Below are 24,141 nucleotides of genomic sequence, written 5' to 3'. Positions count from 1 at the left end.
AACCCCTCCCCGCGATGCAATTTCCTTTTTCGGTCGGTAAATTCAATATGCATGACAGCCGCACAAGCAGACCTTGCAAGTGCCCGTACCGCCTTTCGCGAAATGCCGGGGGACTTGCGGCTCGACACCCCGGAGGTGACGGACGGAGCCGCACTCTGGCGCATCGCCCGTGACTCGAAGACCCTCGACCTGAACTCCTCGTACAGCTACCTGCTGTGGTGCCGTGACTTCGCCGGCACCTCGGTGATCGCACGGGACGCGGACGGGGAAGCGGTCGGGTTCATCACGGGATACATCCGGCCCGACCGCCCGCAGACCCTCCTGGTCTGGCAGGTCGCCGTCGACGCATCGCAGCGTGGACGCGGGCTCGCCGCCGCGATGCTGGACGGCCTCGCCGAGCGCGTCGCGAAGGAGCACGAGCTCCGGTCCCTGGAGACCACCATCTCGCCCGACAACATCCCGTCGCAGCGCCTGTTCACCTCGTTCGCACAGCGCCACGACGCCGACCTCGCACGAGAGGTGCTGTTCAGCGCCGAGCAGTTCCCCGACGGCGGCCACGAACCCGAGGTGCTCTACCGCATCGGGCCGCTGCCGTACTGATCCGCAGGCGGACCGCCCCGAGCGGCCCGCAGTCCATCCGCCAGTCCTGACCATCCACTCGGACCCCCCACGCCTATATCTCCCAGGAGGAGATTCGCTGTGACCATCACCCAGCCGGACCTGAGCGTCTTCGAGACCCTGGAGTCGGAGGTGCGCAGCTACTGCCGCGGTTGGCCGACGGTCTTCGACCGCGCGCAGGGCAGCCGCATGTACGACGAGGACGGCCACGAGTACCTCGACTTCTTCGCCGGGGCAGGCTCGCTCAACTACGGGCACAACAACCCCGTCCTGAAACGCGCCCTCATCGACTACATCGAGCGGGACGGCGTCACGCACGGCCTCGACATGTCGACCACGGCCAAGCGCGCCTTCCTCGAGTCGTTCCAGAACACGATCCTGCGCCCGCGTGACCTGCCGTACAAGGTCATGTTCCCGGGCCCGACGGGCACCAACGCCGTCGAGGCCGCGCTGAAGCTGGCCCGCAAGGTCAAGGGCCGCGAGTCGATCGTGTCCTTCACCAACGCCTTCCACGGCATGTCGCTCGGCTCGCTCGCCGTGACCGGCAACGCCTTCAAGCGCGCCGGAGCCGGCATCCCGCTGGTGCACGGCACCCCGATGCCGTTCGACAACTACCTCGACGGCCGCACCCCGGACTTCATCTGGTTCGAGAGCCTCCTCGAGAACTCCGGCTCGGGCCTCAACAAGCCCGCCGCCGTGATCGTCGAGACGGTCCAGGGCGAGGGCGGCATCAACGTGGCCCGCGCCGAGTGGCTGCGCCAGCTCGCCGACGTGTGCAAGCGCTGGGACATGCTGCTCATCGTCGACGACATCCAGATGGGCTGCGGCCGCACCGGCGGGTTCTTCTCCTTCGAGGAGGCGGGCATCGTGCCGGACATCGTCACCGTCTCGAAGTCCATCTCCGGCTACGGCCTGCCGTTCGCCCTCACCCTGTTCAAGCCCGAGCTGGACGTGTGGGAGCCGGGCGAGCACAACGGCACCTTCCGCGGCAACAACCCGGCGTTCGTCACCGCGGCCGCCGCGCTCGACGCCTACTGGGCGGACGGCCAGATGGAGAAGCAGACCCTCGCCCGCGGCGAGCAGGTCGAGCAGGCCCTGAAGGCGATCCGCGCCGAGCACCCCGAGGCCACCAAGGAGTACCGCGGCCGCGGTCTGGTGTGGGGCCTGGAGTTCCACGACAAGGACCGCGCCGGCAAGGTCGCCAAGCGCGCCTTCGAGCTGGGTCTGCTGATCGAGACCTCCGGCCCGGAGAGCGAGGTCGTCAAGATGCTGCCCGCCCTCACCATCACCCCCGACGAGCTGGACGAGGGTCTGCGCACCCTGGCCCGCGCGGTTCGCGAGACCGCCTGAGCGGCGCCCCTCCCCCAGCTGTACGTACGTAAGAGAAAAGGAACCAACTCACCGTGATCGTCCGTTCGTTCAAGGACATTGAAGGCACCGACCGGCACGTCAAGTCCGCCTCCGGCACCTGGGAGAGCAAGCGCATCGTGCTCGCCAAGGAGCGCGTCGGCTTCTCGCTGCACGAGACCATCCTCTACGCGGGCACCGAGACGTCCATGTGGTACGCCAACCACATCGAGGCCGTCGTGTGCACCCAGGGCGAGGCGGAGCTGACCGACGACACGACCGGCGAGAAATACACCATTACGCCCGGCACCATGTACTTGCTGAACGGGCACGAGAAGCACACGATGCGTATCAAGGAGGACTTCCACTGCATCTGTGTGTTCAACCCGCCGGTAACGGGCCGCGAGGACCACGACGAGAACGGCGTGTACCCGCTGCTCACCGAGCCGGACGTGGGCTGACATCAGGGCTTGAGCAGCCCCCCTTGACTCCCGGCCGCCGCACCCCGCCTCGGGGGCGGGGTGCGGCGGCCGGGTACATCCCGAACAGGGCCGTACGAGAGGAGAGGCAGGCAACACCATGACCACCGCACCCGAACGCACCGCAGACCTGTACCCGACCCGAGGCATCGCCGAGGTGCTCACCGAGCGCGAGGACCCAGTCATCTGGTCCGAGCCGGGTACGGAGGGGCCGTTCGCGGCCGCGGAGCTGTCGGCGTTCGACCGGGACGGTTTCATCCAGGTCGACGAGCTGGTCTCCGGGGACGAGGTGGGGGTCTACCAGGCGGAGTTGAACCGTCTGACCCAGGACCCCGCCATGCGTGCCGACGAGCGCTCCATCGTGGAGAAGAGCTCGGGCGAGATCCGTTCCCTCTTCGAGGTGCACAAGATCAGCGAGGTCTTCGCCAAGCTGGCGGCGGACCCGCGCGTCGTCGGACGGGCCCGGCAGATCCTGGGTTCGGACGTCTACATCCATCAGTCACGGATCAATGTGAAGCCCGGCTTCGGCGCCTCCGGCTTCTACTGGCACTCCGACTTCGAGACGTGGCACGCGGAGGACGGCCTCGCGAACATGCGGACCGTGTCCGTGTCCATCGCCCTCACCGAGAACTACGCGTACAACGGCAGCCTGCTCCTCGTGCCGGGTTCGCACCGCACCTTCCTCGGCTGCGAGGGCGCCACTCCGAAGGACAACTACAAGCGTTCCCTGCAGATGCAGGACGCGGGCATCCCCTCCGACGAGGCGCTGACGAAGCTCTCGGACGAGCACGGGATCGCCCAGTGGGTCGGCAGCGCCGGTTCGGCAGTGCTGTTCGACTGCAACACCATGCACGGCAGTGGGGACAACATCACTCCCTTCCCGCGAAGCAATGTGTTCTTCGTCTTCAACAGTGTGGAGAACACCGCGCAGGAACCCTTCGCGGCACCCATCCGGCGCCCCGAGTACATCGGCGCCAGGGACTTCACCCCGGTACGGTGAGCCCTTCGCGGTGACCCACGTGATGTGACGCTTGGCCCGGTTCCCCTTGAGGGAGCCGGGCCAACCGTCGTATACGGCAGGGGCGGCGCCGCTAACCGCCTTATACGGCAGGGGAGTTCAGCCGCCGAGCGCGCCGAGCACGTCGAGCAGCCGGTCCACGTCCGCGCCCGAGTTGTACAGGTGGAACGCGGCCCGCAGGTTGCCCGCGCGGTCCGAGACCTCGACGCCCGCGCGGCTCAGCTCCGGCTGTCGGAGGCCGAGTCCGGGCACCGACACGATCGCGGAACCGGGCGCGTGGACGGGTTCGTGGCCGAGCCGGGCGAGCCCTTCCCGGAACCGGTCGGCGAGCGCGGTGTCGTGGGCGTGGACCGCCTCGACGCCGATCCGCTCGATCAGGTCGAGGCCGTGCCGGGCCCCGACGTACGACAGGAGGCTGGGGCTGACGTCGAACCGGCGGGCGGAGTCGGCGAATGCGTGGACCGGCCCGTAGCAGCTGTCGAAGGGCACCTCCCCCGCGACCCAGCCCGCGAGGTACGGGGTGAGCGAGCCGAGGTCCTCGGGCACGACGAGGAAGGTGACGCCGCGCGGGCAGAGCAGCCACTTGAAGCCGACGGCCACGGTGAAGTCGTCGCCGGAGGCGTCGTACGGCAGCCAGCCCGCGGACTGCGAGACGTCGACGAGCGTACGGGCGCCGTGGGCGCGGGCGGCCGTGCGGATCGCGTCGAGGTCGGCGACGCGGCCGTCGGCGGACTGGGCCAGGCTGACCGCGACGAGGGCGGTGCCGGGGCGGACGGCCTCGGCGAGTTCTTCGAGGGGGACGGTGCGGATCTTGAGGTCGGCGCGGACATGGAAGGGGGTGACCAGGGAGCTGAAGTCACCCTCGGCTACCAGGACTTCGGCGCTCACGGGCAGGGACGCGGCGATCAGGCCGGTGTAGACGGCGACGGAGTCGCCCGCGGCCACGCGGGACGCCGGGACACCGACGATCCGGGCGAAGGCGGCGCGCGCGGCCTCCACGTCGGCGAACATGTCGCCCGCACGCCCGGCCGCGACCGCCGCGACGGCGTCCTGGACGGCGCGGACGCCGTCGGCGGGGAGCAGGCCGGTGCTCGCGGTGTTCAGATACGTCGTCTGCGGTGCGAAGGCCGCACCCGAGAGGCTCTCCATGTCCCTACTCTGCGGTGCGGCCCAACCCCTCGTCCATTGCGCGTCGTTACGGGGTGACCCCAAGCGGTGCTTATACGTCGCCCTTGACCTGCGGAACCTCGCAGCCGTCCGGGCCGCAGCTGTCTGCGCCGGAAGTGACGGCGGTCAGCGGGGCGCGGTCGCCCCACGCCTGCTCCAGGGCCTGGGTGAACACCTCGGCGGGCTGGCCGCCGGAGACGCCGTACCGCCGGTCGAGGACGAAGAACGGCACGCCGGTGGCGCCGAGTTCGGCGGCCTCGCGCTCGTCGGCGCGGACGTCTTCGGCGTACGCCGTCCCGTCGGCGAGGACGGCGCGCGCCTCGGCCTCGTCGAGCCCGGCCTCGACGGCGAGGGCGAGCAGCACCTCGGGGTCGAAGACGGAGCGCTCCTCGGCGAAGTTGGCGCGGTAGGCGAGGGTGAGCAGCTCGTCCTGGCGACCGCGCGCCCTGGCCAGGTGCAGCAGGCGGTGGATGTCGAAGGTGTTGCCGTGGTCGCGGCCCTCGGTGCGGTAGCCGAGGCCCTCGGCACGGGCGTTCTCGGCCACGTGCTGCTCCATGGCGCGGGCCTCGTCGACGGTACGGCCGTACTTCTGGGCCAGCATGTCGATCACCGGGGCGGTGTCGCCCTTGGGGCGGTTCGGGTCGAGCTCGAAGGAGCGGTGCACGACCTCGACGGCGTCCCGGTGGGCGAAGTCCGCGAGGCCCTGCTCGAACCGGGCCTTCCCGATGTAGCACCAGGGGCAGGCGATGTCGCTCCAGATCTCGACGCGCATGGTGTTGCTTCTCTTCTCCGTACGGGGGTGGCGGTACGGAGTGGTCAACGTGGCACCGGAGCCACGCATTCCCGCGTCACAGCCGGTGGTGCGTGACTTCCCGCGTCACAGCCCGCGGTGCATGACTTCCCGCGTCACAGCCCGCGGTGCGTGACTTCCCGCGTCACAGCCCGCGGTGCATGACGTACAGCGCGACCCGCCCCCGCGTGGGGTGCTCGAAGGCCTCCGGGATCGTGCCGACGACGGCGAAGCCGAGGGAGCGCCACAGCTCGAGCGCCGGGTTGGTCTCGACCACGGCGTTGAACACCATCGCCTCGTACCCGTCCTTCGCGGCTGCGTCGAGTACGTGCTCGGCCAGGCGGCGCCCGATGCCGCGGCCGGTGTGGGCCGGGTCGACCATGAACCCGGCGTTGGCGACATGGGCGGCCGGTCCGCCGTAGTTCCGCTTCACGGACGCGGAGGCGAGGACGGTCTCGGGGTCGGAGTCGTCGACGGCCACGAACACCCGGGCGCCGGGCGGCATCCAGAGGGCCCGGGCGGCGTCCTTCGGGGTGTCCCGGTCCCAGGAGTAGGTCTCGCCCGCGCTCACGATCCGCTGCCAGAACGGCCAGATCCGGTCCCAGTCCCGTTCGTCGGCGTCTCTGATGGTCAGCATGGCCGCAGTCTCGCAGAGGGGCGCGCAGTGGCCGAAACCAATTCTGTCGCCCGGCGGGAGACCCGAGCAGGATGGCCCGATGACCGATCACGGGGAACACGAAGAACACGGGGACCACGGGGACCACGGGGACCACGGCAAGGACAGGGCCGGGCTGCTCGACACGCTCGCGCGCGACCCGTACCCGCTGTACGCCCGCGCCCGCGACACCGCAGGCCTCACCTTCGTACCGGAGTGGGACGCCTGGCTGGTCTCGCGCTACGAGGACGTGCGGGAGGTGCTGCGCAGTCCGGAGGACTTCTCCTCGGCGCGTGCGCTGCGGCCCTCCGTCAGGCCCGCACCCGAGGCGCTCGCGGTGCTCGCCGAGGGTCCTGGCGGCGGGCCGGTGGTGCTGTCCTCGGACGGCGAGACCCATCAGGAGCTGCGCGCTCCGGTCGTACGGGGCCTCTCGGCGGCACGCGTGGCGGCGGTGCGGGAGTTCGTGACGGCACGGGCGGGCTCGCTGATCGACGCGTTCACGGCTCGGGACGGGGCCGAGCTGATGGAGGCGTACGCGCGGCCGCTGCCCGCCGAGGTGATCTGCCGGCTCTACGGCCTGGACGAGGCGGAGACGGCGGTCGCGCTGCGCGGCAGCCGTCAGGCGGAGGCCCTGCTGTTCCGGCCGCTGCCGGTGGACGCGCAGGTGCGGGCGGCGCGGGACGTGGTGGCGCTGCAGCGGCTGCTCGCCCGGCACGTGGTGCGGCGGCGGGAGCGGCCCGGCGACGACCTGATCTCGGAGCTGACCCGCGCGCTCGCCCCGCCGGACGCGGGCGCGCTGTCGGACGAGCTGCTCGCCCGGGTGGTGTCCAACCTGCAGAACCTGCTGGCCGCGGGCCATCTGACGACGACGGCGCTGATCGGCACGGTGGTGCATCGGCTGCTCGCGGAGCGGTCGCTGTGGGAGCGGCTGTGCGCGCATCCGGAGTCGATCCCGGAGGCCGTCGAGGAGGCGGCCCGGTGGGGGTCGCCCGTGCAGGGCTTCTTCCGGGTCACGACCCGTCCGCTCACGCTCGCGGGCGCTCAACTCCCGTCCGGGGCGAGCCTGTTCGTCTCGTACGCGGCGGCCAACCGCGATCCGTCCCTGACCGCGGACCCGGACACGTACGCCCCCTCCCGGCCGCCCACCCACCACCTGGCCTTCGGCCACGGCCCGCACACCTGCCCGGGCTCGAGCCTGGCCCGTACGCAGCTCCACACGACGCTGGAGCTGCTGACCAGCCGCCTTCCGTCGCTGCGCCTGGCGGCGGGCGAGGGGGTGGAGTGGGAGCAGTCGCTGATCCACTGGTCGCCCAAGTCACTTGCGGTCGGGTGGGATTGAACGCTCCCCGCGGAGAAGAAGCGTGCCCACTCCCGTCAGCGCAAGCAACCCCGCGCTGATCAGCATGCTCACCCGCAGCCCCGGCAGGAAATCCTCGGCGAGCAGCGCGCCGAAGGTCGCGATGCCGAGGCCGCCCGAGACCTGGCGGGCGGCGTTCAGGACGCCCGCCGCGACGCCGGCGCGTTCCGCGGGGACCGCTTCCATCATCGCGGCCGTCAGCGGCGGGATGGTCAGCGCGCAGCCGAGGGCGAGCGGCACGAGGAGGAGGGCGAGGTGCGGGGCGGGCGTGGTGGCGTCGACGGGGAGGACCAGCAGGAAGCCGAGGCTCGCCAGGGCCTGGCCGATGAGCATCGGCAGCCGGGGCCCGTACCGTCCGGCCAGCTTGCCCGCGACGACGTTGGTGACCGCGATCAGGCCGGTCATCGGCAGGAAGATCAGCCCGGCCTCCAGGGCCGAACGCCCTTGCACCTGCTGGAAGAAAAGGCTGAAGACGAAGGTCACACCGTAGAACGCGACGCTGCACGCGGCGCCCGAGGCCATCAGGACGGCCACGGACCGGTCGCGGAACAGGTCGAGCGGGACGACCGGGTGCGGTTGACGCGATTCGACGTACAGGAAGAGCGCTCCGGCGGCGAGCGCCACGGCGCCGGAGACGAGGCCCGTCGTACCGCCCTCGATGACGGCGAAGGTGAGTGCGGTCAGGGCGACGACGGCGGTGAGCTGGCCGGGCAGGTCGAGGGGGCTTGGTGCGGGGCGACGTTCGGTGCGTGGGGCGCGGACCAGGAGGGCGAGGGCGGCGGCTCCGAGAGGCAGGTTGACGAGGAAGATGCCGCGCCAGTCCCAGGCGGTGGTGAGGGCGCCGCCCGCGACCGGGCCGAGCGCGATGGCGACGGAGCCGCCCGCCGCCCACAGTGCGACGGCACGGGCCCGCGCGGTGGCGTCGGCGTACGCCTGGCGGACGAGGGAGAGCGAGGCGGGCAGGACGACGGCGGCGGCGACGCCCTGGACGACGCGGGCGCCGATGAGCAGGCCGAGGCTCGGGGCGAGTGCGCAGGCCACGGACGCGGCCGTGAACAGGGCGATGCCGATCCCGTAGGCGCGGGTGGCCCCGTACCGGTCGGAGAAGGCGCCGGTGGACAGCAACAGGGCGGCGAAGGCGAGGGTGTACGCGTCGACCACCCACTGCAGGCCGGTCATGCCGCCGCCGAGCGCGTCGCCGATGGCGGGGAGCGCGACGTTGACGATGGACGCGTCCAGGGTGATCAGGGCGAAGCCGAGGAGCGCGGCGAGGAGGGTGAGCGCCGGGGAGGTCGTCGTCCGGCCGGGCTCCAACTGCCTTTGCTGCATGGGCTGTTGGGAGGGGTCGGACTGGTCGGGCCGATCGGTGGTGACTGCCATGCGCTCAGCCTGTCGATCTTCGCGGGCGTAGAGTAGTGGCTTGAATGCCATACGTCCGGAGGTTCTGGCCATGCCGTTGCCGCACCGGGTCGCGGTGATCGCGCCCTCGCCCGTGTCGATGTTCAACCTGTCCGTGCCGGAGCTGCTCTTCGAGAAGGTCGAGGTGGACGGGCGTCCGGGCTACGAGCTGGTCGTGTGCACCGCGGAGCCCGGCACGATCGTCACGTCCGGCGGGCTCGAACTGCGCGTGGAGCGCGGCCTGGACGCCGTGGCGGAGGCCGACACGGTGGTGGTCGCGGGCACCGGGCGCCGGTACGCGCCGGACCCGCGTGTGGTGGCGGCGGTGCGCGCGGCGGAGGTGGCGGGCAAACGGATCGCGTCGATCTGCAGCGGGGCGTTCGTGCTCGCCGAGGCGGGGCTCCTTGAAGGGCGCGCGGCGACGACGTACCACGGCCTGGCCGCGGAGCTGCGGCGCCGCTATCCGTCGGTGGACGTGCAGGGCGATGTGCTCTACGTCCAGGACGGGCAGGTCATGACGGCCTCGGGGTACGCGGCGGGGATCGACCTGTGTCTGCACATGATCCGTACGGACTACGGGGCCGCGGTGGCGAACACGGTGGCCCGGCTCGCCCTTGTCGCGCCGGTGCGGCCGGGCGGCCAGACCCAGTTCACGCAGACGCCGCTGCCGGCGGAGCGGGGCAGCGTCTGCAAGGACACCCGGGGGTGGGCGATGCGGAACCTGGACCGCACGCTCACGCTCGCCGATCTTGCGCGGCATGCGGGGGTCAGCGTGCGGACGCTGAGCCGGCGCTTTCACGCGGAGACGGGGGTGAGTCCGCTGCAGTGGCTGCTGCATCAGCGGATCGAGCGGGCGAAGGAGTTGCTGGAGACGACGGCGCTGCCGATGGAGCAGGTTGCCCGTGCCTGTGGTCTCGGCACGGCGGACTCCCTGCGCCAGCATGTGCACCGGCGCACGGGGCTCACGCCGTCGGCGTACCGGGCGACGTTCAGTCGGCTTGCCGCGGGCTGATTTTTCCCCTACCCGCCCCTCCGGCGATTGAGGAGGCCCGTCCGGCAGGCCACGCGGCGCCAGCCGCATATCGGACGCTGCGGGAAGGGGCAGGTAGGGGAAAAACGCGCCTGCGGCCTACGAACCGTCCCGCAGTGCCCCCAGCCCGTACGCCCGGAAACGGACCTGCTCGAACCGCACCCCGCACCCCTCCCCCTTCGGCGACTGGGCCGTGAAGCCCACGAGCGCGGCGCGGGCCGCCCGCTCCTCGCCCAGGGTGAAGACGCGGATGAACGTCCAGTGCGAGCCGTCGACGGAGGCGTGGAAGGCGAAGGCCTTGCCGGTGCGGGCGATGCGGAGCCAGACCGCGTCGCCCGGCACCTCGAAGGAGTTCGCGTCGTCGGAGTGGCCGCGGGTCACGACCGTGCAGACGTACGGTCGGTCCGGGGAGAGCTCCAGGCAGAGCTTGGCCCACTCGCGCTCGCCGACGTGGAGATAGAGGGCGCCCGCGTCGCCCGGCGCCCGCAGCTGAGCCCGTACGCGCGCGATCAGCTGGAAGTCGCCCTCGGGCGCGCCGAGCAGCCGGGGTGCGTCCGAGGCCGGGTCGAGCGCGGAACCGCCGGGCGGCACGAAGCGGTCCTGCCCGGCGCCCGCACGGCCGGTGAGGACGCCGTTCTCGTACGACCAGCCTCCGTCGGGCCCGAACTCCCGTAGCGGGAAGGGCAGTTCAGGGAGTAGCAACGGATTCACCCCTGCTCGCGGCGCGGCACCCCGAGCGGGTTGTCGTCGCGCAGCTCGGGCGGGAGCAGGGCCTCGGGGGTGTTCTGGTAGGCGACGGGACGCAGCCAGCGCTCGATGGCCGTGGCGCCGACGGAGGTGGAGGTGGAGGTCGACGCCGGGTACGGGCCGCCGTGGTGCTGGGCGGGGGCGACGGCGACCCCCGTGGGCCAGCCGTCGACGAGCACGCGCCCGGCGAGCGGCGTGAGCTCCGCGAGGAGCCGCGCACCCCGGTCGCTCTCCCCCGCGGACTCGGCGGCCGAGAGGTGCAGCGTCGCGGTGAGGTTGCCGGGGAGCCGGGACAGGACGGCGGTGGCCTCGGCGGCGTCCGCGTACCGGGCGACGACCGTGACCGGGCCGAAGCACTCCTCCAGGAGCAGGTCGTGCGCGCCCTCGGCGGCGAGCCGGGAGGCGGGCACGGTGAGGCAGCCCGCGCCGACGGTGTGCTCGCCGCCCGCGCCGGGGGTCACCGGGGCGTCCACGTCCGGGAGTTCGGCCCGCTCGCGCACCCCGTCGACGTACGCGGAACGCATCCGGTGGTCGAGCAGGACGCCCGCCTCGACCTCGCTGACCTCGTGCGTGAGCGCCTTGAGGAGTCGGTCGCCCGCCTCTCCGGTGGGCGCGAGGACGAGTCCCGGCTTGGTGCAGAACTGGCCGACGCCGAGCGTCATGGACGCGGCGAGCCCGGCGCCGATCTCCTCGGCGCGCTCGGCCGCCGCGGCCTCGGTGACCACGACCGGGTTCAAGGACCCCAGCTCGCCGTGGAAGGGGATCGGGTGCGGGCGGGCGGCCGCGGCGTCGTACAGCGCGCGGCCGCCGCGTACCGAACCCGTGAACCCGGCGGCCGCGACCAGCGGATGCCGTACGAGCTCCACGCCCGCCTCGAAGCCGTGCACCAACTGCACGACGTCGCCGGGCAGTCCGACCCGCTCGGCGGCGCGGCGCAGCGCGTCGGCGCAGAGTTCGGCGGTGGCGGGGTGGTCCGGGTGGGCCTTGATCACGACGGGGCAGCCCGCGGCGAGCGCGCTCGCGGTGTCGCCGCCGGGCACGGAGAAGGCGAGCGGGAAGTTGGAGGCCGCGTAGACGGCGACGACGCCGAGCGGGACCTTGTAGCGGCGCAGGTCGGGCCAGGGCGGGGTCTGCGCGGGGTCGGCGCGGCTGATCAGCACGTCGAGGTAGGCGCCCTCGTCGACGACGTCCGCGAAGGACCGCAACTGGTAGGTGGTGCGGGCGAGTTCACCGGTGAGGCGGCCGGGGCCGAGGGCGGTCTCCGCGTCGGCGGCCTCGATCACGTGCTCGGCGCGCTCGTCGAGCAGGTCGGCGGCGGTGCGCAGGAACGCGGCGCGGACGTCCCGGGGGGCGAGCGCGGCCCGTGCGGCGTGGGCGGACCGCACGGCCTGGTCGACCTCTTCGGGGGTGGCCTCCACGGCAACTTGCTCGCGCGGCTTCCCCGTTCGGGGATCGACACTCCAGACTGGGGCGGGGGATGCTGCTGCCACGGCCGGTTCCTCCTGGTGTGACCAGATGTGACTGTTGGTGCCGCCACGTGATTGCCGGAGGAATTACCGCCGACGTGGCCCCACTCACCAGGGCGTTCGTTATGGTGAACGACGTCTCCGAGGGTGAATGGTGGATTCGGAGGCTATGTGCAGGCGAACGAAGGGGTCAAGGGCGATGTCGGCTGCCGAGGCCAGCGGTGGGGCGCAGGTCAAGTCCGCGGTACGGACCGTGGAGTTGCTCGAGTATTTCGCAGGCCGGCCCGGAATGCACTCCCTCGCGGCGGTCCAGGAGGCCGTCGGCTATCCCAAGTCCAGCCTGTACATGCTGTTGCGCACCCTCGTGGAGCTCGGCTGGGTGGAGACGGACGCCACGGGCACGCGGTACGGGATCGGGGTGCGGGCGCTGCTCGTGGGCACGTCGTACATCGACGGTGACGAGGTCGTGGCCGCCGCCCGGCCCACGCTCGACCGGCTCTCCGACGACACCACGGAGACCATCCACCTGGCCCGGCTCGACGGCGTCAACGTCGTCTATCTGGCCACCCGCCAGTCCCAGCACTATCTGCGGCCCTTCACGCGCGTCGGCCGCCGCCTGCCCGCGCACTCCACCTCGCTCGGCAAGGCGCTGCTCGCCACGCACACCGACGAGCAGGTGCGCAAGATGCTGCCGGAGACCCTCGCGCCGCTCACCGAGAACACCATCACGGACCGCGAGAAGCTGATCGAGGAGCTGCACCAGATCCGCGAGCAGGGCTTCGCCGTGGACCGCGAGGAGAACACCCTGGGCTTGCGCTGCTTCGGCGTCGCGATCCCGTACCGCACGCCCGCGCGGGACGCCATCAGCTGCTCGGTGCCGGTGGCGCGGCTCACGCCCGCCCACGAGCAGATGGTCAAGGACGCGCTGTTCGACGCCCGCGACCGGCTGACGCTCGCCACCCGGAGGCTCTGATGGACCTGCCCCACGCCGAGCGGCCCGCGTACGAGGTGGCGCTGCGCCCGGTCCACGACAGCGATCTGCCCGTGTTCTACCGGCAGATGAACGACCCGGAGTCGGCCCGCGTCGCCGCGTTCACCTCGCCGAGGACCGCGGACTGGGACCTGTTCCAGGACCACTGGGCCGGTATCCGCACCTCCACCGCCGTGGCGCGCACGGTCCTCGTCGACGGCGACGTGATCGGCAGCGCCGCGGTGTACGGCGAGCCGGGCGAGCGTGAGGTGACGTACTGGATCGACCGCGCCTTCTGGGGCCACGGCATCGCGACGGCCGCCCTGCGCGCCCTGCTCGCCGAGGTGCCGGAGCGCCCGCTGTACGGACGGGCCGCCGCCGACAACGCGGGCTCGATCCGGGTCCTCGAGAAGTGCGGCTTCGCGGTGACGGCCCAGGAGAGCGGGTACGCGCACGCGCGCGGCGCCGAGATCCCCGAGTACGTGCTGCGCCTGGACTGAGCCCTCGTCGTACGGCCCTGCCGGGACTCCCCCGCGCGGCGGAGGCGGTTCGTCTTCGGGCAGGACGTGCGGCGGCGGCCCGGCCGGGAGTGTGGAGGCATGACCTCGCACACCGTTTCCGCGCCCGTGTCCGCTCCGCCCACCGCCCCGCGCACCAGCGGCTTCCGCGCAGCCGTCCGGGCCGTCGCGATCCTCGCCTGTCTGCCCTATGTGACCCTCAAGATCGCCTGGATCGCGGGCAGCAGAATCGGCATCCCGGACGGCAGTTCGCTGCTCGACCACCCCACGACGATGGCCGTCGCCAACGGCATCACCGTCCTGATGGACGCCGCCGTCGTCGCCCTCGCCCTGCTCCTCACGCAGCCGTGGGGGATGCGCGTGCGGGCCTGGCTCCTGGCCCTGCCGGTGTGGGTGGCGACCGGGCTGCTCGCCCCGATCATCGCCGGGTTCCCGCTGCAGCTCCTGGTGCGCGCGTTCGGCGGCAGCACGATCTCCTCCGGCGAGCGCTCCGCCCCGTTCCTCGACGAGTGGGTCTTCGGCATGGTCTACGGCGGCTTCATCGTGCAGGGCCTCGCTCTCGGCGTGCTGTTCGTCGGGTACGCGCGGCGCCGCTGGGGCCACCTGGGGCAGGGCGCCGTACGGGACCTGCCCGCGAACCTGCCGACCGCGCCCGCGCAGCGAGTAGCCGCCACCGCCGCCGCGCTGCTCACGCTGGTGCCCGCGACGCTGCACGCGCTGTGGGCCGGCGGGAGCACGGCAGGCCTGAGCAGGTTCGGGATCGACCAGCGTACGAGCGACTCCTACGCCCTGGAGTGGATGCACGCCGGCTTCGCCGCCGCCACCGCCGTGGGCGTCCTGATGATCGCCTTCCGGCGGGGCGGCAGCGTGCCCCTGAAGGTTCCGCTCGCCCTGGCGTGGGTGGGCTCGGGCGCGCTCGCCTGCTGGGGCGGCTGGCTGAGCCTGGCCTCGCTGACCACTGTCGACGACCTGACCGGGCAGCCTTCGGCCCTGCTGCAGCTGACCTACGCTGTCCAGATGATCGTCGGGATGCTCGTGGTCACCATCGGCGCGTACTTCTTCGCGGAGCGTTCCGCGGCCGCCGCCCGGCGCGAGGCGTGAGCGTGCGGGCCGCGACGGGCACGACGGGCCAGGGGGGCGGGGGCGTGCGGGGCCAGGGGGGCGGGGGCGTGCGGGGTGCGGCGGCCCTGCTGTTCGGCCGCCGGGTCCGGCTGCGCTGGCTCCATCTGGTGCTCGGCGGCGCCCTGTTGATGCCGTACATGCTGGTCGCGGCGGTGGGCGTGGGCCCGCTCTTCCCGCGCGAACCGCTGCTCTTCGGCTCCGTCCCCTTCCTCCTCTCCTGCTACGCCGTGGCCGTGCCGCTCGCCGCGCTCACCGCCCTGTTCCCGCTCGCCCGGCCGCTCGCGGCGGGGGTCGTACGGGCGCTCTGCGGGGTGCCGGGTGAGCGGCTCGCGGAGGGGCCCGCGCGCTCCTGGGCGGGTCGGGGGCGCGCGTCCGCCTGGTACGCGCTGCATCTCGGCGTGGGCGCGGTGCTGAGCGGCATGTTGCTGGCCACGCCGCCGTTCGCGGTGGTCCTGATCGTGCTGCCGCTGTTCCCGGGACTGCGGGACTCGCGCCTCGGCCTGCCCGAACTCTTCGTGGATTCCTGGGGGTCGGCGCTCGCCCCGGTCGCCGGTCTCGCCCTGCTCGTCGCGCTCGCCGCCTGCGCCGCCGGGGCCGCGGCCCTGCTCGCCCGGTGTGCGCCCGCGCTGCTCGGGCCGACGCCCGCGGACCGGCTCGCGCGGGCGGAGGCCCGCGCCGCCGACCTGGCCGTGCGCAACCGGCTCGCGCGGGAGCTGCACGACTCGGTGGGCCATGCCCTCAGCGCCGTGACGCTGCAGGCGGGCGCGGCCCGCCGGGTGCTGGACAGCGACCCCGGCTTCGTCCGCGAGGCGCTCGCCGCGATCGAGGACACGACGCGCCGTACGGTCGGTGAACTCGACGCGGTGCTCGGCCTGTTGCGGACGGGCGGCGACGCGACCGCCTCGCCGGCGCCGACCCTCGCCGACGGCCTCGACGGACTGCTCTCCCGTACGCGCGCGGCGGGCCTGACGGTGACGGCGGAGGTCGAGGGAGACCTGGAGGCCCTGCCCGCCCTCGTCGGCCGCGAGGGGTACCGCATCGTGCAGGAGGGCTTGAGCAATGCGCTCCGACACGGAGACGGCGCTCCCGCTACGCTCCAACTGGCCCTGGCAGAGGGCGAGTTGCGCGTCTCCCTGACCAATCCCTGCACGGCTCCCGGTCAGCCGCGGGCCGACGGCGGGCGCGGCCTGCGCGGCATCGAGGAGCGTGCCCGGCTGCTCGGCGGCACGGCCCGCGCGGGCGCCGCCGACGGCACCTGGACCCTGGACGTACGACTGCCCGTGGAGGCTCGCCCATGACCACACCGCCGACACCGGCAGGCGCGGAGCGGGCGGCGCTGCGCGTCGTGCTCGCCGACGACGAGCGGATGGTGCGCACCGCACTGCGGGTCATCCTGGACGCGGAGCCCGGCATCGAGGTGGTCGGGGAGGCGGCGACCGGCGCGGAGGCGGTGTCGGTGGTGCGCGCGGAGCGGCCCGACGTGGTCCTCATGGATGTGCGGATGCCGGAGATCGACGGCATCCGCGCCACCGAGCAGATCCTCGGCTCGCTCGCGGACCCGCCGCGGATCGTGGTCGTGACGACCTTCGAGAACGACGCGTACGTGTACGACGCGCTGCGCGCCGGCGCCGCCGGGTTCCTCCTGAAGCGGGCCGAGCCGGACCAGCTGGTGCAGGCGGTGCGCCTGGTCGCCACGACGGACTCGCTGCTGTTCCCCGCGGCCGTACGGGCCCTGGCGACGGCGCACGCGGAGGCCGGCGCGGCGCCCCCGGCGTGGGTGGGGCGGCTGACGGAGCGCGAGGGCCAGGTGCTGCGCCTGATGGCGACCGGCCTGACCAACGCGGAGATCGCCCGCCGCATGGACGTCGGCCCGGCGACGGTCAAATCGCACGTGGCGGCCGTCCTGGCGAAGACCGGCGCGCGGGACCGCACCCAGGCGGTGATCGCCGCCTACGAGGCGGGTGTGGTGGGCGGGGCGCGGGACCAGCGCGGATGAAGACTTCCTGAGAAACCCGCCCGAAGGGAACACCGGCCTCTGCCCGGCTCGTCACCTCTGTGGGATGAACAAGACGATCAGGCATGCTTCGGTCTTTGCGCTGCTGCTCGTGCTCGCCCTTCTCCTGAGGGCGACGTGGGTGCAGTTCTACGACGGCGAGGCGCTCGCAGACAACAAGCACAACCGCCGGGACGCGATCGAGCAGTACGCGTACCCGCTGGGCGACATCGTGGTGGCCGGTGACAAGGTCACGGGTTCGGAGAGGACGACAGGCAGCGACCTCGCGTACAAACGCACGTACACCGACGGCAAGCTCTACTCCGCCGTCACCGGCTACAGCTCGCAGGTGTACGGGGCGACGCAGCTGGAGGGCATCTACCAGAACGTCCTCGACGGCACCGACAACCGCCTGAAGAGCCCGGCCGACGCGGTCACCCGCAAGCACGCCGACCCCGGCAACGTGGTCACGACCCTCGACCCGGCGGTGCAGAAGGCCGGGTACGAGGCGCTCGGGGACACCAAGGGCGCGGCCGTCGCGATCGACCCGGGCAGCGGCGAGATCCTCGGCATGGTCTCCACCCCGTCGTACGACCCGTCGAAGATCAGCGGGTCCACGGACGGGGAGGCGTGGCAGGCGCTCACCGAGGACGAGGACAAGCCGATGGTGAACCGGGCGCTGCGCCAGCCGCTGCCGCCGGGCTCCACGTTCAAGCTGGTGGTGGCCGCGGCCGCCCTGGAGAACGGTCTCTACGACTCGGTGGACGAGCGCACCGACAGCCCCGACCCGTACACGCTGCCCGGCACGAGCACGGTGCTGCCCAACGAGAACGCGTCGGCGCCCTGCGAGAACGCCACGCTCCGCACGGCCCTGCAGTACTCCTGCAACAACGTCTTCGCGAAGCTGGCCGCCGACCTGGGCGCGGACGAGGTGAAGGCGACGGCGGAGAAGTTCGGCTTCAACGACGACGAGCAGGACGTGCCGGTGCGGGCCTCCGAGAGCGTCTACCCCGCCGAGATGGACAAGGCCCAGACGGCCCTCTCCGGCATCGGCCAGTTCGACGTGACGGCGACGCCGCTGCAGATGGCGATGGTGTCGGCGGCCCTCGCGAACGGCGGTGAGCTGGTCGACCCGCACATGGTGTCCGAGGTGACGGACGGGGACGGTTCGACCCTTGAGGACCTCTCCGACGCGTCCTCGCACCGGGTGGTGAGCGAGAGCACGGCCGAGCAGCTGACGTCCGCGATGCAGACGGTGGTGGACAAGGGCACGGGTTCCAACGCCCAGATCGACGGCCTGACGGTCGGCGGCAAAACGGGCACGGCCCAGCACGGCGAGAACAACTCGAAGACGCCGTACGCCTGGTTCACGTCCTACGCCGAGGACGCCTCCGGCAAGCAGGTCGCGGTGGCGGTCCTGATCGAGGACTCGGGCGCGGCACGCTCGGAGGTCAGCGGGAACGGGCTGGCGGCGCCGGTGGCGGAGGCGATGATGCGGGCCGCGCTGCGGTAGCTCCGCACGCATGACGGAATGATCTATTCCATGTTCCTTGCAGGTATCCGCGTGAAGGCCGTATCAAAATGTCGACTTCTCCTGACGGGCGACAAGAAGCTTTTCGGCCATCGGTGAACCGTCAACATTTCTCCGGGCAAGGTGCCCACCCCTGTCGCGAGCCCCATGAGGGCACCCTCCAGGCGCCGTGACGGCCGGTCCGCCCGGCGGTGGACGCACACGGGCGGGGCGCACCCGACATCGACTGACGGTCCATCATGAATGCCTCGCCTAGCGGAGCAAGCAAGCCCGTGACCAGTCGTTTCAGGCCAACTGAGCGGCGATGATCATCACGTTGAGGCTTGTCAAGGGCCCTCCTAGCGTGTTCCGAGTCGCGTTCACGCCTGCTGTTCGATGGAGGATCACTTGCTGTCCCATGATGAAGAAGGGCTGTTCGCCACGCGTGGTTACGTACGGCGCGAGTCAGCGGCCATCCAGGGCGGCCGCGAGGTCCGTATGGGCCTTAATCAGCCACTCATCACGCCTATTCACATGACGGCGGCCTACGAGTTCCCGGACGCGGCGACGGCAGCCGGAATCTTCGGGCTCGAGCACAACGGCCACGCGTACAGCCGCCTGGGGAATCCGACGCTCAACGTGCTGGAAGAGCGCATGGCGCAGATCGACGGCGGAGTGGCCGCCCTCAGCGCTGCCACCGGGCAGGCCGCGGTGACGCTTGCGGTGCTCAACCTGGTCGAGGCGGGCGACAACATCGTGGCGTCCAACGAACTGTTCGGTGGTTCGTGGAGCCTCCTCGGCGCCACGCTGAAACGCTTCGGCATAGAGACCCGCTTCGTCAGCCCGGACGATCCGGAGAACTTCGGCCGCGCCACCGACGACCGCACGCGGCTGTACTTCGGTGAGACCCTGCCCAACCCCCGGCTGCGGATCTTCCCCCTCGCCGAGGTGGCCGAAATCGGCGCCCGGCACGGGGTCCCGCTCATCGTGGACAACACGCTGCAGCCGTTCGCCTGCCGCCCGTTCGAGCACGGTGCGGCCGTCACCGTCTACTCGGGCACCAAGTACCTCGGCGGGCACGGCGCCGCGCTCGGCGGCCTCATCGTGGACAGCGGGAACTTCGATTGGGCGGCATCGGACCGCCACCCCCTGATGACCCGGCCCGACCCGGCGTACGGCAACGTTGTCTGGGGTGAACAGGCCCGCAAACTGCCGGACACCCGCGGCCGCAGCAGCTATCTCTTCAAGGCCCGCGAGACCCTGCTCCGCGACTTCGGCATGAGCATGAGCCCGTTCAACGCCTGGCTCATCCTCCAGGGCATCGAGACCCTCCCCCTGCGCATGCCCGCCCACTCCGAGAACGCCAGGAAGGTCGCGGAGTTCCTCGTCGGACACCCCAAGGTCTCCCTCGTGCGCCACCCCGGTTTCGCGCAAGGCGAGGAGGCCGAGCAGGTCGCGCGCTATCTGAACGACGGCACCGGTCCGATGGCGACCGTCGAACTCGCGGGCGGACGGGAGGCCGGCGCCCGGTTCATCGAGGCGCTGAAGCTCTTCTCGCACGTCAGCAACGTCGGCGACGTACGGTCGCTGGCCACCCACCCCGCCTCCACCACACACCGCCAGCTCCCCGAGGCCGATCTGCTGGCTGCCGGCATCACCCAGGGCTCGGTACGGCTCTCCGTCGGCCTGGAGCACCCCGATGACCTGATCCACGACCTCGCACAGGCACTGGACGCCGCGTAGCCGACCGGTACACCAGGGGGATCACTGTGACCATCGACCGCCCCGCGCCGGTCGGCCCGTACGTCGCCCACCGGCGACTCTTCTCGGCCGACCGCCCGCTGCACCTCACCTCGGGACTGACCCTCCCGCAGGTACGGGTGGCCCACGAAACCTACGGCGAGCTCAACGCCGCCCGCGACAACGCTGTCTTCGTCTGCCATGCCCTGACCGGCGACTCGCACGTGGCACGGCACAACCGCGATGACGACCCCGGGTGGTGGGACGTCATGATCGGGCCCGGCCGTCCGATCGACACCGACCACTACTTCGTCATCTGCGCGAACGTCCTCGGCGGCTGCGCCGGTACCACCGCCGCGTGGCCCTCCGGCACACCGCACACCGCCGTGGACATCGCCGACATGGTCGCCGTCCACCGCGCGCTGGTCTCCTCACTGGGCGTCAGCCGACTGCGTGCCGTGGTCGGTGGATCGGTCGGCGGCATGCAGACGCTCGAATGGCTGCTCCGCCATCCGGCCGACGCCGACGGCTACTTCCTCGCCGCGGCGAGCAGTCGGCAGAGCGCGGACAACCTGGCGTGGAACGCGATCGCCCGCGCGGCGATCCGGAGCGATCCGGAGTTCCTCGACGGCCGCTACGCACCGGGCGGCCCCCGCCGCGGCCTGGGGATCGCGCGGATGATCGCGCACCTCACGTACCTCTCCGAGGCCTCCCTGCAGCGCAAGTTCGGGCGCGACGGCCGTCGGCCAGGCACCCGTTTCCACCCCTCCGCCGTGGTCCAGGGGGACTTCGCGGTGGAGAGCTACCTGGAGCACCAGGCCGACAAGTTCATCCGGCGCTTCGACGCCAACAGCTATCTGCGGCTGATGAGCGCGATGGACCGGTTCGACGCGTTCTCACGACCGGACGCGCTCGCCACGGCCGACGTGCTGCCGCAGGTGAGGTTGTTCAGCTTCACCCAGGACCGGCTGTACGGACCCGAGCACAGCCACCGGATCCAGGCGGAGCTGGCGGCCCGCGGCGTCCCGGCCCGGCACGAGCAGGACGAGACCTGCGACGTGGGGCACGACGCCTTCCTGCTCGACGTACCGCCGTTCCTCGACGCGGTGGCGGAGTTCCTCCGTGGTCTCGGCGCGGCTCCCCACCTCTCCCCCCGCACCCTCACGACCCGCTGACCCGGGCACACCAGCAGCAAAGGAAGATCTGATGAGTTCCAGTCACCGCATCGGGGTGGCTCAAGGCACCGCGCTGTTCGTCGGCGCGGTGCTCGGTGGCGGGGTCCTGGTCCTGCCCGCCCTCGCGGCCAAGGAGGCCGGGCCCGCCTCGTTGGTGGCCTGGGCCCTGCTGGTCGCCTTCTGCGTTCCCGTCGCCGGAGCCTTCGCCGCACTGGGCATGCGCTACCCGGACGGCGGTGGGGTCGCCACCTACGCGGCCAAGGCATTCGGTCCCAGGGCCGCGGCACCGGTCGGCTGGCTCTTCTACTTCGCCGTGCCGGCGGGCGTGACCAGTGCGGCCATCGTCGGCGGCGCCTATGTCGCCGACGCGCTCGGCGGCGGCCAGGGCATGACGCTCACCGTCGCCGCCCTCCTGCTGCTGTGCTCCTTCGCCAGCAACTGGCTCGGACTGCGGCTGTCCGGCGGTCTGCAGCTCATGCTGGTGGGACTGCTCGCGGCGCTCATGGTGGTGGCCATCGTCATCGCCGCTCCCGATGCGCGTGCGGACCATCTGACCCCGTTCGCCCCGCACGGCTGGCTGGCGGTCGGGCACGCCGCCACGCTGCTCTTCTTCGCCTTCTCGGGCTGGGAGGCCGTCTCCCATCTGTCCGGGGAGTTCAGCAACCCGCGCCGCCAACTGCCCATCGTCACCGCCCTGACCATCGTCGTCGTCGCGGTGCTCTACCTCGGCATCGCCTTCACCAGCGTCGCCGTGCTCGGCTCGGAGCCGAAGCGGGCCGGGGTGCCGCTCACCCTCCTGCTTGAACGCGGCATCGGCGACTGGGCCGGCGCCGTCACCGCGGTCGCGGCCGTACTGCTCACCTTCGCCACCACCAACTCCTACATCGCCGGCGGCTCCCGGCTCGGCGCGGCGCTCGGCCGCGACGGCGATCTGCCGTCCTGGCTGGCACCGGGCAACCGGGCCGGTGAGATACCCCGGCGCAGCCTCGCCGTGCTCGCCGCCCTGGTCGCCGCCCTCCTGCTGACCGCCGCTGTCGCGGACATCGGCCTCGACCCGATCATGTCCGCCGCCTCGGCCTGCTTCGTCGCCGTCTACATCGCCGGTCTGTCCGCGGCGGTGAAGCTGCTGCGCGGCAGCCGCCTCGGCCAACTCGGCGCGCTCGTCTCGCTCGTCATCGTCCTCGTCGTCTTCTGTTTCTACGGTGCCTTCCTGGCGCTGCCGGTCGCCCTCGTGATCGGCGCCAAGCTGTTCCAGTTCGCCACGCGCCGCCGACGGGCCACCGACCGGGTTCCCGCCACGGCTGCCGAACCCGACGCGCAGGCCGCGGACCGCGTTCCGTCCGCATGACCGCCATGACCGCCATGACCGCCCGGATTCGTTCCTCTGTCTGGCTTCGTCAGACTGATCGCCCTGGAGAAGACCTCCTATGAGACTCACCCCTCTGCGCGTCGCTCTGCTCGGCTTCGGCTCGGTGGGTTCCGAGGTGGCCCGGCTGCTGGTCTCCCGCCGTGACGAACTCGCTGCCCGGATCGGCGTGCCGGTGGAACTCGCCGGAATCGCTGTCCGCCGTCCCCGTCCGGAGACCCACGGCCTCGACCCCGACCTCTTCACCCTCGACCCGGCCCGTCTGGTGGCCCGCGGTGACATCGACGTCGTCATCGAGCTGATCGGCGGTATCGAGCCGGCGAAGTCCCTGCTCCTGGCGGGGATGGAGGCCGGTGCCTCGGTGGTCACGGCGAACAAGACGCTGATCGCCACGGACGGCACCGAACTCCACGCGATCGCCCAGAAGCACGGCGTCGACCTGGCCTACGAGGCCGCGGTCGCCGGAGCCGTACCCCTGCTGCGCCCGCTGCGGGAATCCCTGGCGGGCGACCGGGTGCACCGGGTGGCCGGCATCGTCAACGGCACCACCAACTACATCCTCGACCGGATGACCACGTCCGGCGGCACCTTCCGCGCCGCGCTCGCCGAAGCGCAGCGCCTGGGGTACGCCGAAGCCGACCCCACCGCGGATGTCGAGGGGCACGACGCCGCCGCGAAGGTGGCGATCCTCGCCCGGCTGGCCTTCGGTACGCGGGTGTCCCTGGACGACGTCCACCGCGAGGGGATCTCCGCCATCACCCCGACCGACATCGTCCATGCCGCGGACGAGAACGCGGTGATCAAACTGCTCGGCGTCTGCGAACGGACCGATGCCGGGGTGAGCGCACGCGTGCTGCCCGCACTGGTGCCCGCCGAGCACCCGCTGGCCGCGGTCCGGGGTGCGTACAACGGCATCTTCGTCGAGGCCGAGGCCGCCGGGGAGCTGATGTTCCACGGCCAGGGCGCGGGCGGTGCACCGACCGCGAGCGCGGTGCTCGGCGACCTGGTCGCGGTCTGCCGCAACCGGGTGGCGGGCACGACCGACCACCACCAGCCGCCCGCCGCCGACCTGCCCCTGGTCCCCATGGACGAGGTCGGCGCCCGGCGCGGCCTGAGCGTACTGGTCACCAACCGGCCCGGCGTGCTCTCCGAGGTGGCCGCGGCGTTCGGCGCGCACGGCGTCTCGCTGATCACCATCCGCCAGGACGTCCTGGGCGCGGAGGCGACGCTCACGATCACCACCGACACCGCGACGGACGCCGCGATCGGCGCGGTGATACGGGACCTGCGGTCACTGGAGTCCGTACGCGGCCTGAACCGGAGCATCCGCATCTTCGGCGAACGCCGGGGCCGATGACCATGTCTCAGTTACGGACCACGCCCGGGACACGAGGCAGCGACGGGCCGCCGCCGGTACGGGACGGTCGCGGCCGCAGGATCGAGCACGGGGACCCGGAGTCCCGCTCCTGCCGGGAGGGCACCGGCCGCCGCACGGGCGACTCGGGCGCGGCCCTGCTCGCCTTCTCGGCCTTCTCTGCCTTCTCTGCCTTCTCGGCCTTCTCAACCTTCTGCGGGATCTGCCTCGCGTTGGCAGCCTGGTTCTGCCATCTGCGGCGGAGCCTCGCCGTCGGCCGCGTGCCCAATCTGGCGGCCGCCGGTGTCTGAGTCCGCCGCA

23 protein-coding genes are annotated in these 24,141 nt (G+C 72.0%); 17 read left to right on the top strand and 6 right to left on the bottom strand.

Annotated features, from left to right (window positions below; genetic code table 11):
- The first annotated feature begins 102 nt into the window (after positions 1–102).
- The 4 genes from ectA to thpD all read left to right on the top strand — a co-directional run bounded on the left by ectA (position 103) and on the right by thpD (position 3,444).
- The gene (gene ectA / locus RCO28_RS04525; RefSeq protein ID WP_308939574.1) at positions 103–600 is read left to right on the top strand and encodes a diaminobutyrate acetyltransferase; all 498 of its coding nucleotides are present in this window, start codon (positions 103–105) and stop codon (positions 598–600) included.
- A 99-nt stretch (positions 601–699) separates the two neighbouring features.
- Positions 700–1,968 carry a diaminobutyrate--2-oxoglutarate transaminase gene (ectB, locus tag RCO28_RS04520; RefSeq protein ID WP_308939573.1) on the top strand — a complete coding sequence of 423 codons (1,269 nt, stop codon included), beginning with the start codon at positions 700–702 and terminating at the stop codon, positions 1,966–1,968.
- Positions 1,969–2,021: 53 nt separating this feature from the next.
- Positions 2,022–2,426, top strand: a complete 405-nt coding sequence (locus RCO28_RS04515; protein WP_308939572.1) for an ectoine synthase — start codon at positions 2,022–2,024, stop codon at positions 2,424–2,426.
- Positions 2,427–2,544: 118 nt separating this feature from the next.
- The gene (thpD, locus tag RCO28_RS04510; RefSeq protein WP_308939571.1) at positions 2,545–3,444 is read left to right on the top strand and encodes an ectoine hydroxylase; all 900 of its coding nucleotides are present in this window, start codon (positions 2,545–2,547) and stop codon (positions 3,442–3,444) included.
- 117 nt (positions 3,445–3,561) lie between these two features.
- Here thpD and RCO28_RS04505 read toward each other — a convergent pair whose 3' ends face one another.
- The 3 genes from RCO28_RS04505 to RCO28_RS04495 form a co-directional block, all read right to left on the bottom strand.
- Positions 3,562–4,611, bottom strand: coding sequence for an aminotransferase class V-fold PLP-dependent enzyme (locus RCO28_RS04505; protein ID WP_308939570.1), 1,050 nt, complete (start codon positions 4,609–4,611; stop codon positions 3,562–3,564).
- 70 nt (positions 4,612–4,681) lie between these two features.
- Positions 4,682–5,401: a DsbA family oxidoreductase gene (locus RCO28_RS04500; RefSeq protein ID WP_308939569.1), complete on the bottom strand. Its 720-nt coding sequence runs from the start codon at positions 5,399–5,401 to the stop codon at positions 4,682–4,684.
- A 163-nt stretch (positions 5,402–5,564) separates the two neighbouring features.
- Entirely contained in the window at positions 5,565–6,053 is a 489-nt protein-coding gene (locus RCO28_RS04495) for an N-acetyltransferase (protein ID WP_308939713.1), read from the bottom strand.
- Positions 6,054–6,135: 82 nt separating this feature from the next.
- On the opposite strand from RCO28_RS04495, the gene RCO28_RS04490 reads away from it, so the two are divergent.
- A complete protein-coding gene (locus RCO28_RS04490; protein ID WP_308939568.1) occupies positions 6,136–7,413 on the top strand; it encodes a cytochrome P450 in 1,278 nt (425 codons plus the stop codon).
- Here RCO28_RS04490 and RCO28_RS04485 read toward each other — a convergent pair.
- A complete protein-coding gene (locus RCO28_RS04485) occupies positions 7,390–8,811 on the bottom strand; it encodes an MFS transporter (protein WP_374991089.1) in 1,422 nt (473 codons plus the stop codon). The two genes, RCO28_RS04490 and RCO28_RS04485, sit on opposite strands and share 24 nt — an antisense overlap.
- A 70-nt stretch (positions 8,812–8,881) precedes the next feature.
- Between RCO28_RS04485 and RCO28_RS04480 the strand changes: the two genes are divergently transcribed.
- The gene (locus RCO28_RS04480; RefSeq protein ID WP_308939711.1) at positions 8,882–9,841 is read left to right on the top strand and encodes a helix-turn-helix domain-containing protein; all 960 of its coding nucleotides are present in this window, start codon (positions 8,882–8,884) and stop codon (positions 9,839–9,841) included.
- A 117-nt stretch (positions 9,842–9,958) separates the two neighbouring features.
- On the opposite strand, the gene RCO28_RS04475 is transcribed toward RCO28_RS04480, so the two are convergent.
- Together RCO28_RS04475 and RCO28_RS04470 are read right to left on the bottom strand one after the other, a co-directional pair.
- Positions 9,959–10,561 carry a DUF1349 domain-containing protein gene (locus RCO28_RS04475; RefSeq protein ID WP_308939567.1) on the bottom strand — a complete coding sequence of 201 codons (603 nt, stop codon included), beginning with the start codon at positions 10,559–10,561 and terminating at the stop codon, positions 9,959–9,961.
- 5 nt (positions 10,562–10,566) lie between these two features.
- On the bottom strand, positions 10,567–12,096 hold the full coding sequence (locus RCO28_RS04470; protein WP_308939566.1) for an aldehyde dehydrogenase (NADP(+)): 1,530 nt from the start codon (positions 12,094–12,096) through the stop codon (positions 10,567–10,569).
- Between the two features lie 175 nt (positions 12,097–12,271).
- On the opposite strand from RCO28_RS04470, the gene RCO28_RS04465 reads away from it, so the two are divergent.
- From RCO28_RS04465 to RCO28_RS04415, 11 genes are all read left to right on the top strand, one after another.
- A complete protein-coding gene (locus RCO28_RS04465; RefSeq protein ID WP_308939565.1) occupies positions 12,272–13,045 on the top strand; it encodes an IclR family transcriptional regulator in 774 nt (257 codons plus the stop codon).
- Positions 13,045–13,542, top strand: coding sequence for a GNAT family N-acetyltransferase (locus RCO28_RS04460; protein ID WP_308939564.1), 498 nt, complete (start codon positions 13,045–13,047; stop codon positions 13,540–13,542). Before RCO28_RS04465 ends, RCO28_RS04460 begins: the two co-directional genes overlap by 1 nt.
- 99 nt (positions 13,543–13,641) lie before the next feature.
- Positions 13,642–14,661 (top strand): hypothetical protein, encoded by a 1,020-nt coding sequence (locus RCO28_RS04455; RefSeq protein ID WP_308939563.1) that lies wholly within the window; start codon positions 13,642–13,644, stop codon positions 14,659–14,661.
- A gap of 44 nt (positions 14,662–14,705) precedes the next feature.
- Positions 14,706–15,980 carry a histidine kinase gene (locus RCO28_RS04450; RefSeq protein WP_308939562.1) on the top strand — a complete coding sequence of 425 codons (1,275 nt, stop codon included), beginning with the start codon at positions 14,706–14,708 and terminating at the stop codon, positions 15,978–15,980.
- Complete coding sequence (locus RCO28_RS04445; protein ID WP_308939561.1) at positions 15,977–16,678, top strand: response regulator transcription factor; 702 nt, start codon at positions 15,977–15,979, stop codon at positions 16,676–16,678. The genes RCO28_RS04450 and RCO28_RS04445 overlap by 4 nt, the downstream gene beginning before the upstream one ends.
- 64 nt (positions 16,679–16,742) lie before the next feature.
- Positions 16,743–18,188 carry a penicillin-binding transpeptidase domain-containing protein gene (locus RCO28_RS04440; protein WP_308939560.1) on the top strand — a complete coding sequence of 482 codons (1,446 nt, stop codon included), beginning with the start codon at positions 16,743–16,745 and terminating at the stop codon, positions 18,186–18,188.
- Positions 18,189–18,593: 405 nt separating this feature from the next.
- Positions 18,594–19,928 carry a PLP-dependent transferase gene (locus tag RCO28_RS04435; protein ID WP_308939559.1) on the top strand — a complete coding sequence of 445 codons (1,335 nt, stop codon included), beginning with the start codon at positions 18,594–18,596 and terminating at the stop codon, positions 19,926–19,928.
- Between the two features lie 26 nt (positions 19,929–19,954).
- Entirely contained in the window at positions 19,955–21,100 is a 1,146-nt protein-coding gene (locus RCO28_RS04430) for a homoserine O-acetyltransferase (protein WP_308939558.1), read from the top strand.
- A gap of 31 nt (positions 21,101–21,131) precedes the next feature.
- Positions 21,132–22,448, top strand: a complete 1,317-nt coding sequence (locus tag RCO28_RS04425; RefSeq protein WP_308939557.1) for an amino acid permease — start codon at positions 21,132–21,134, stop codon at positions 22,446–22,448.
- 79 nt (positions 22,449–22,527) lie between these two features.
- Entirely contained in the window at positions 22,528–23,823 is a 1,296-nt protein-coding gene (locus RCO28_RS04420; RefSeq protein WP_308939556.1) for a homoserine dehydrogenase, read from the top strand.
- Between the two features lie 2 nt (positions 23,824–23,825).
- A complete protein-coding gene (locus RCO28_RS04415; RefSeq protein ID WP_308939555.1) occupies positions 23,826–24,131 on the top strand; it encodes a hypothetical protein in 306 nt (101 codons plus the stop codon).
- Positions 24,132–24,141 lie beyond the last annotated feature (10 nt).

It is taken from the genome of Streptomyces sp. LHD-70, from assembly GCF_031157275.1.
Lineage (GTDB): Bacteria > Actinomycetota > Actinomycetes > Streptomycetales > Streptomycetaceae > Streptomyces.
This window is presented reverse-complemented; position numbering and strand designations above follow the sequence as displayed.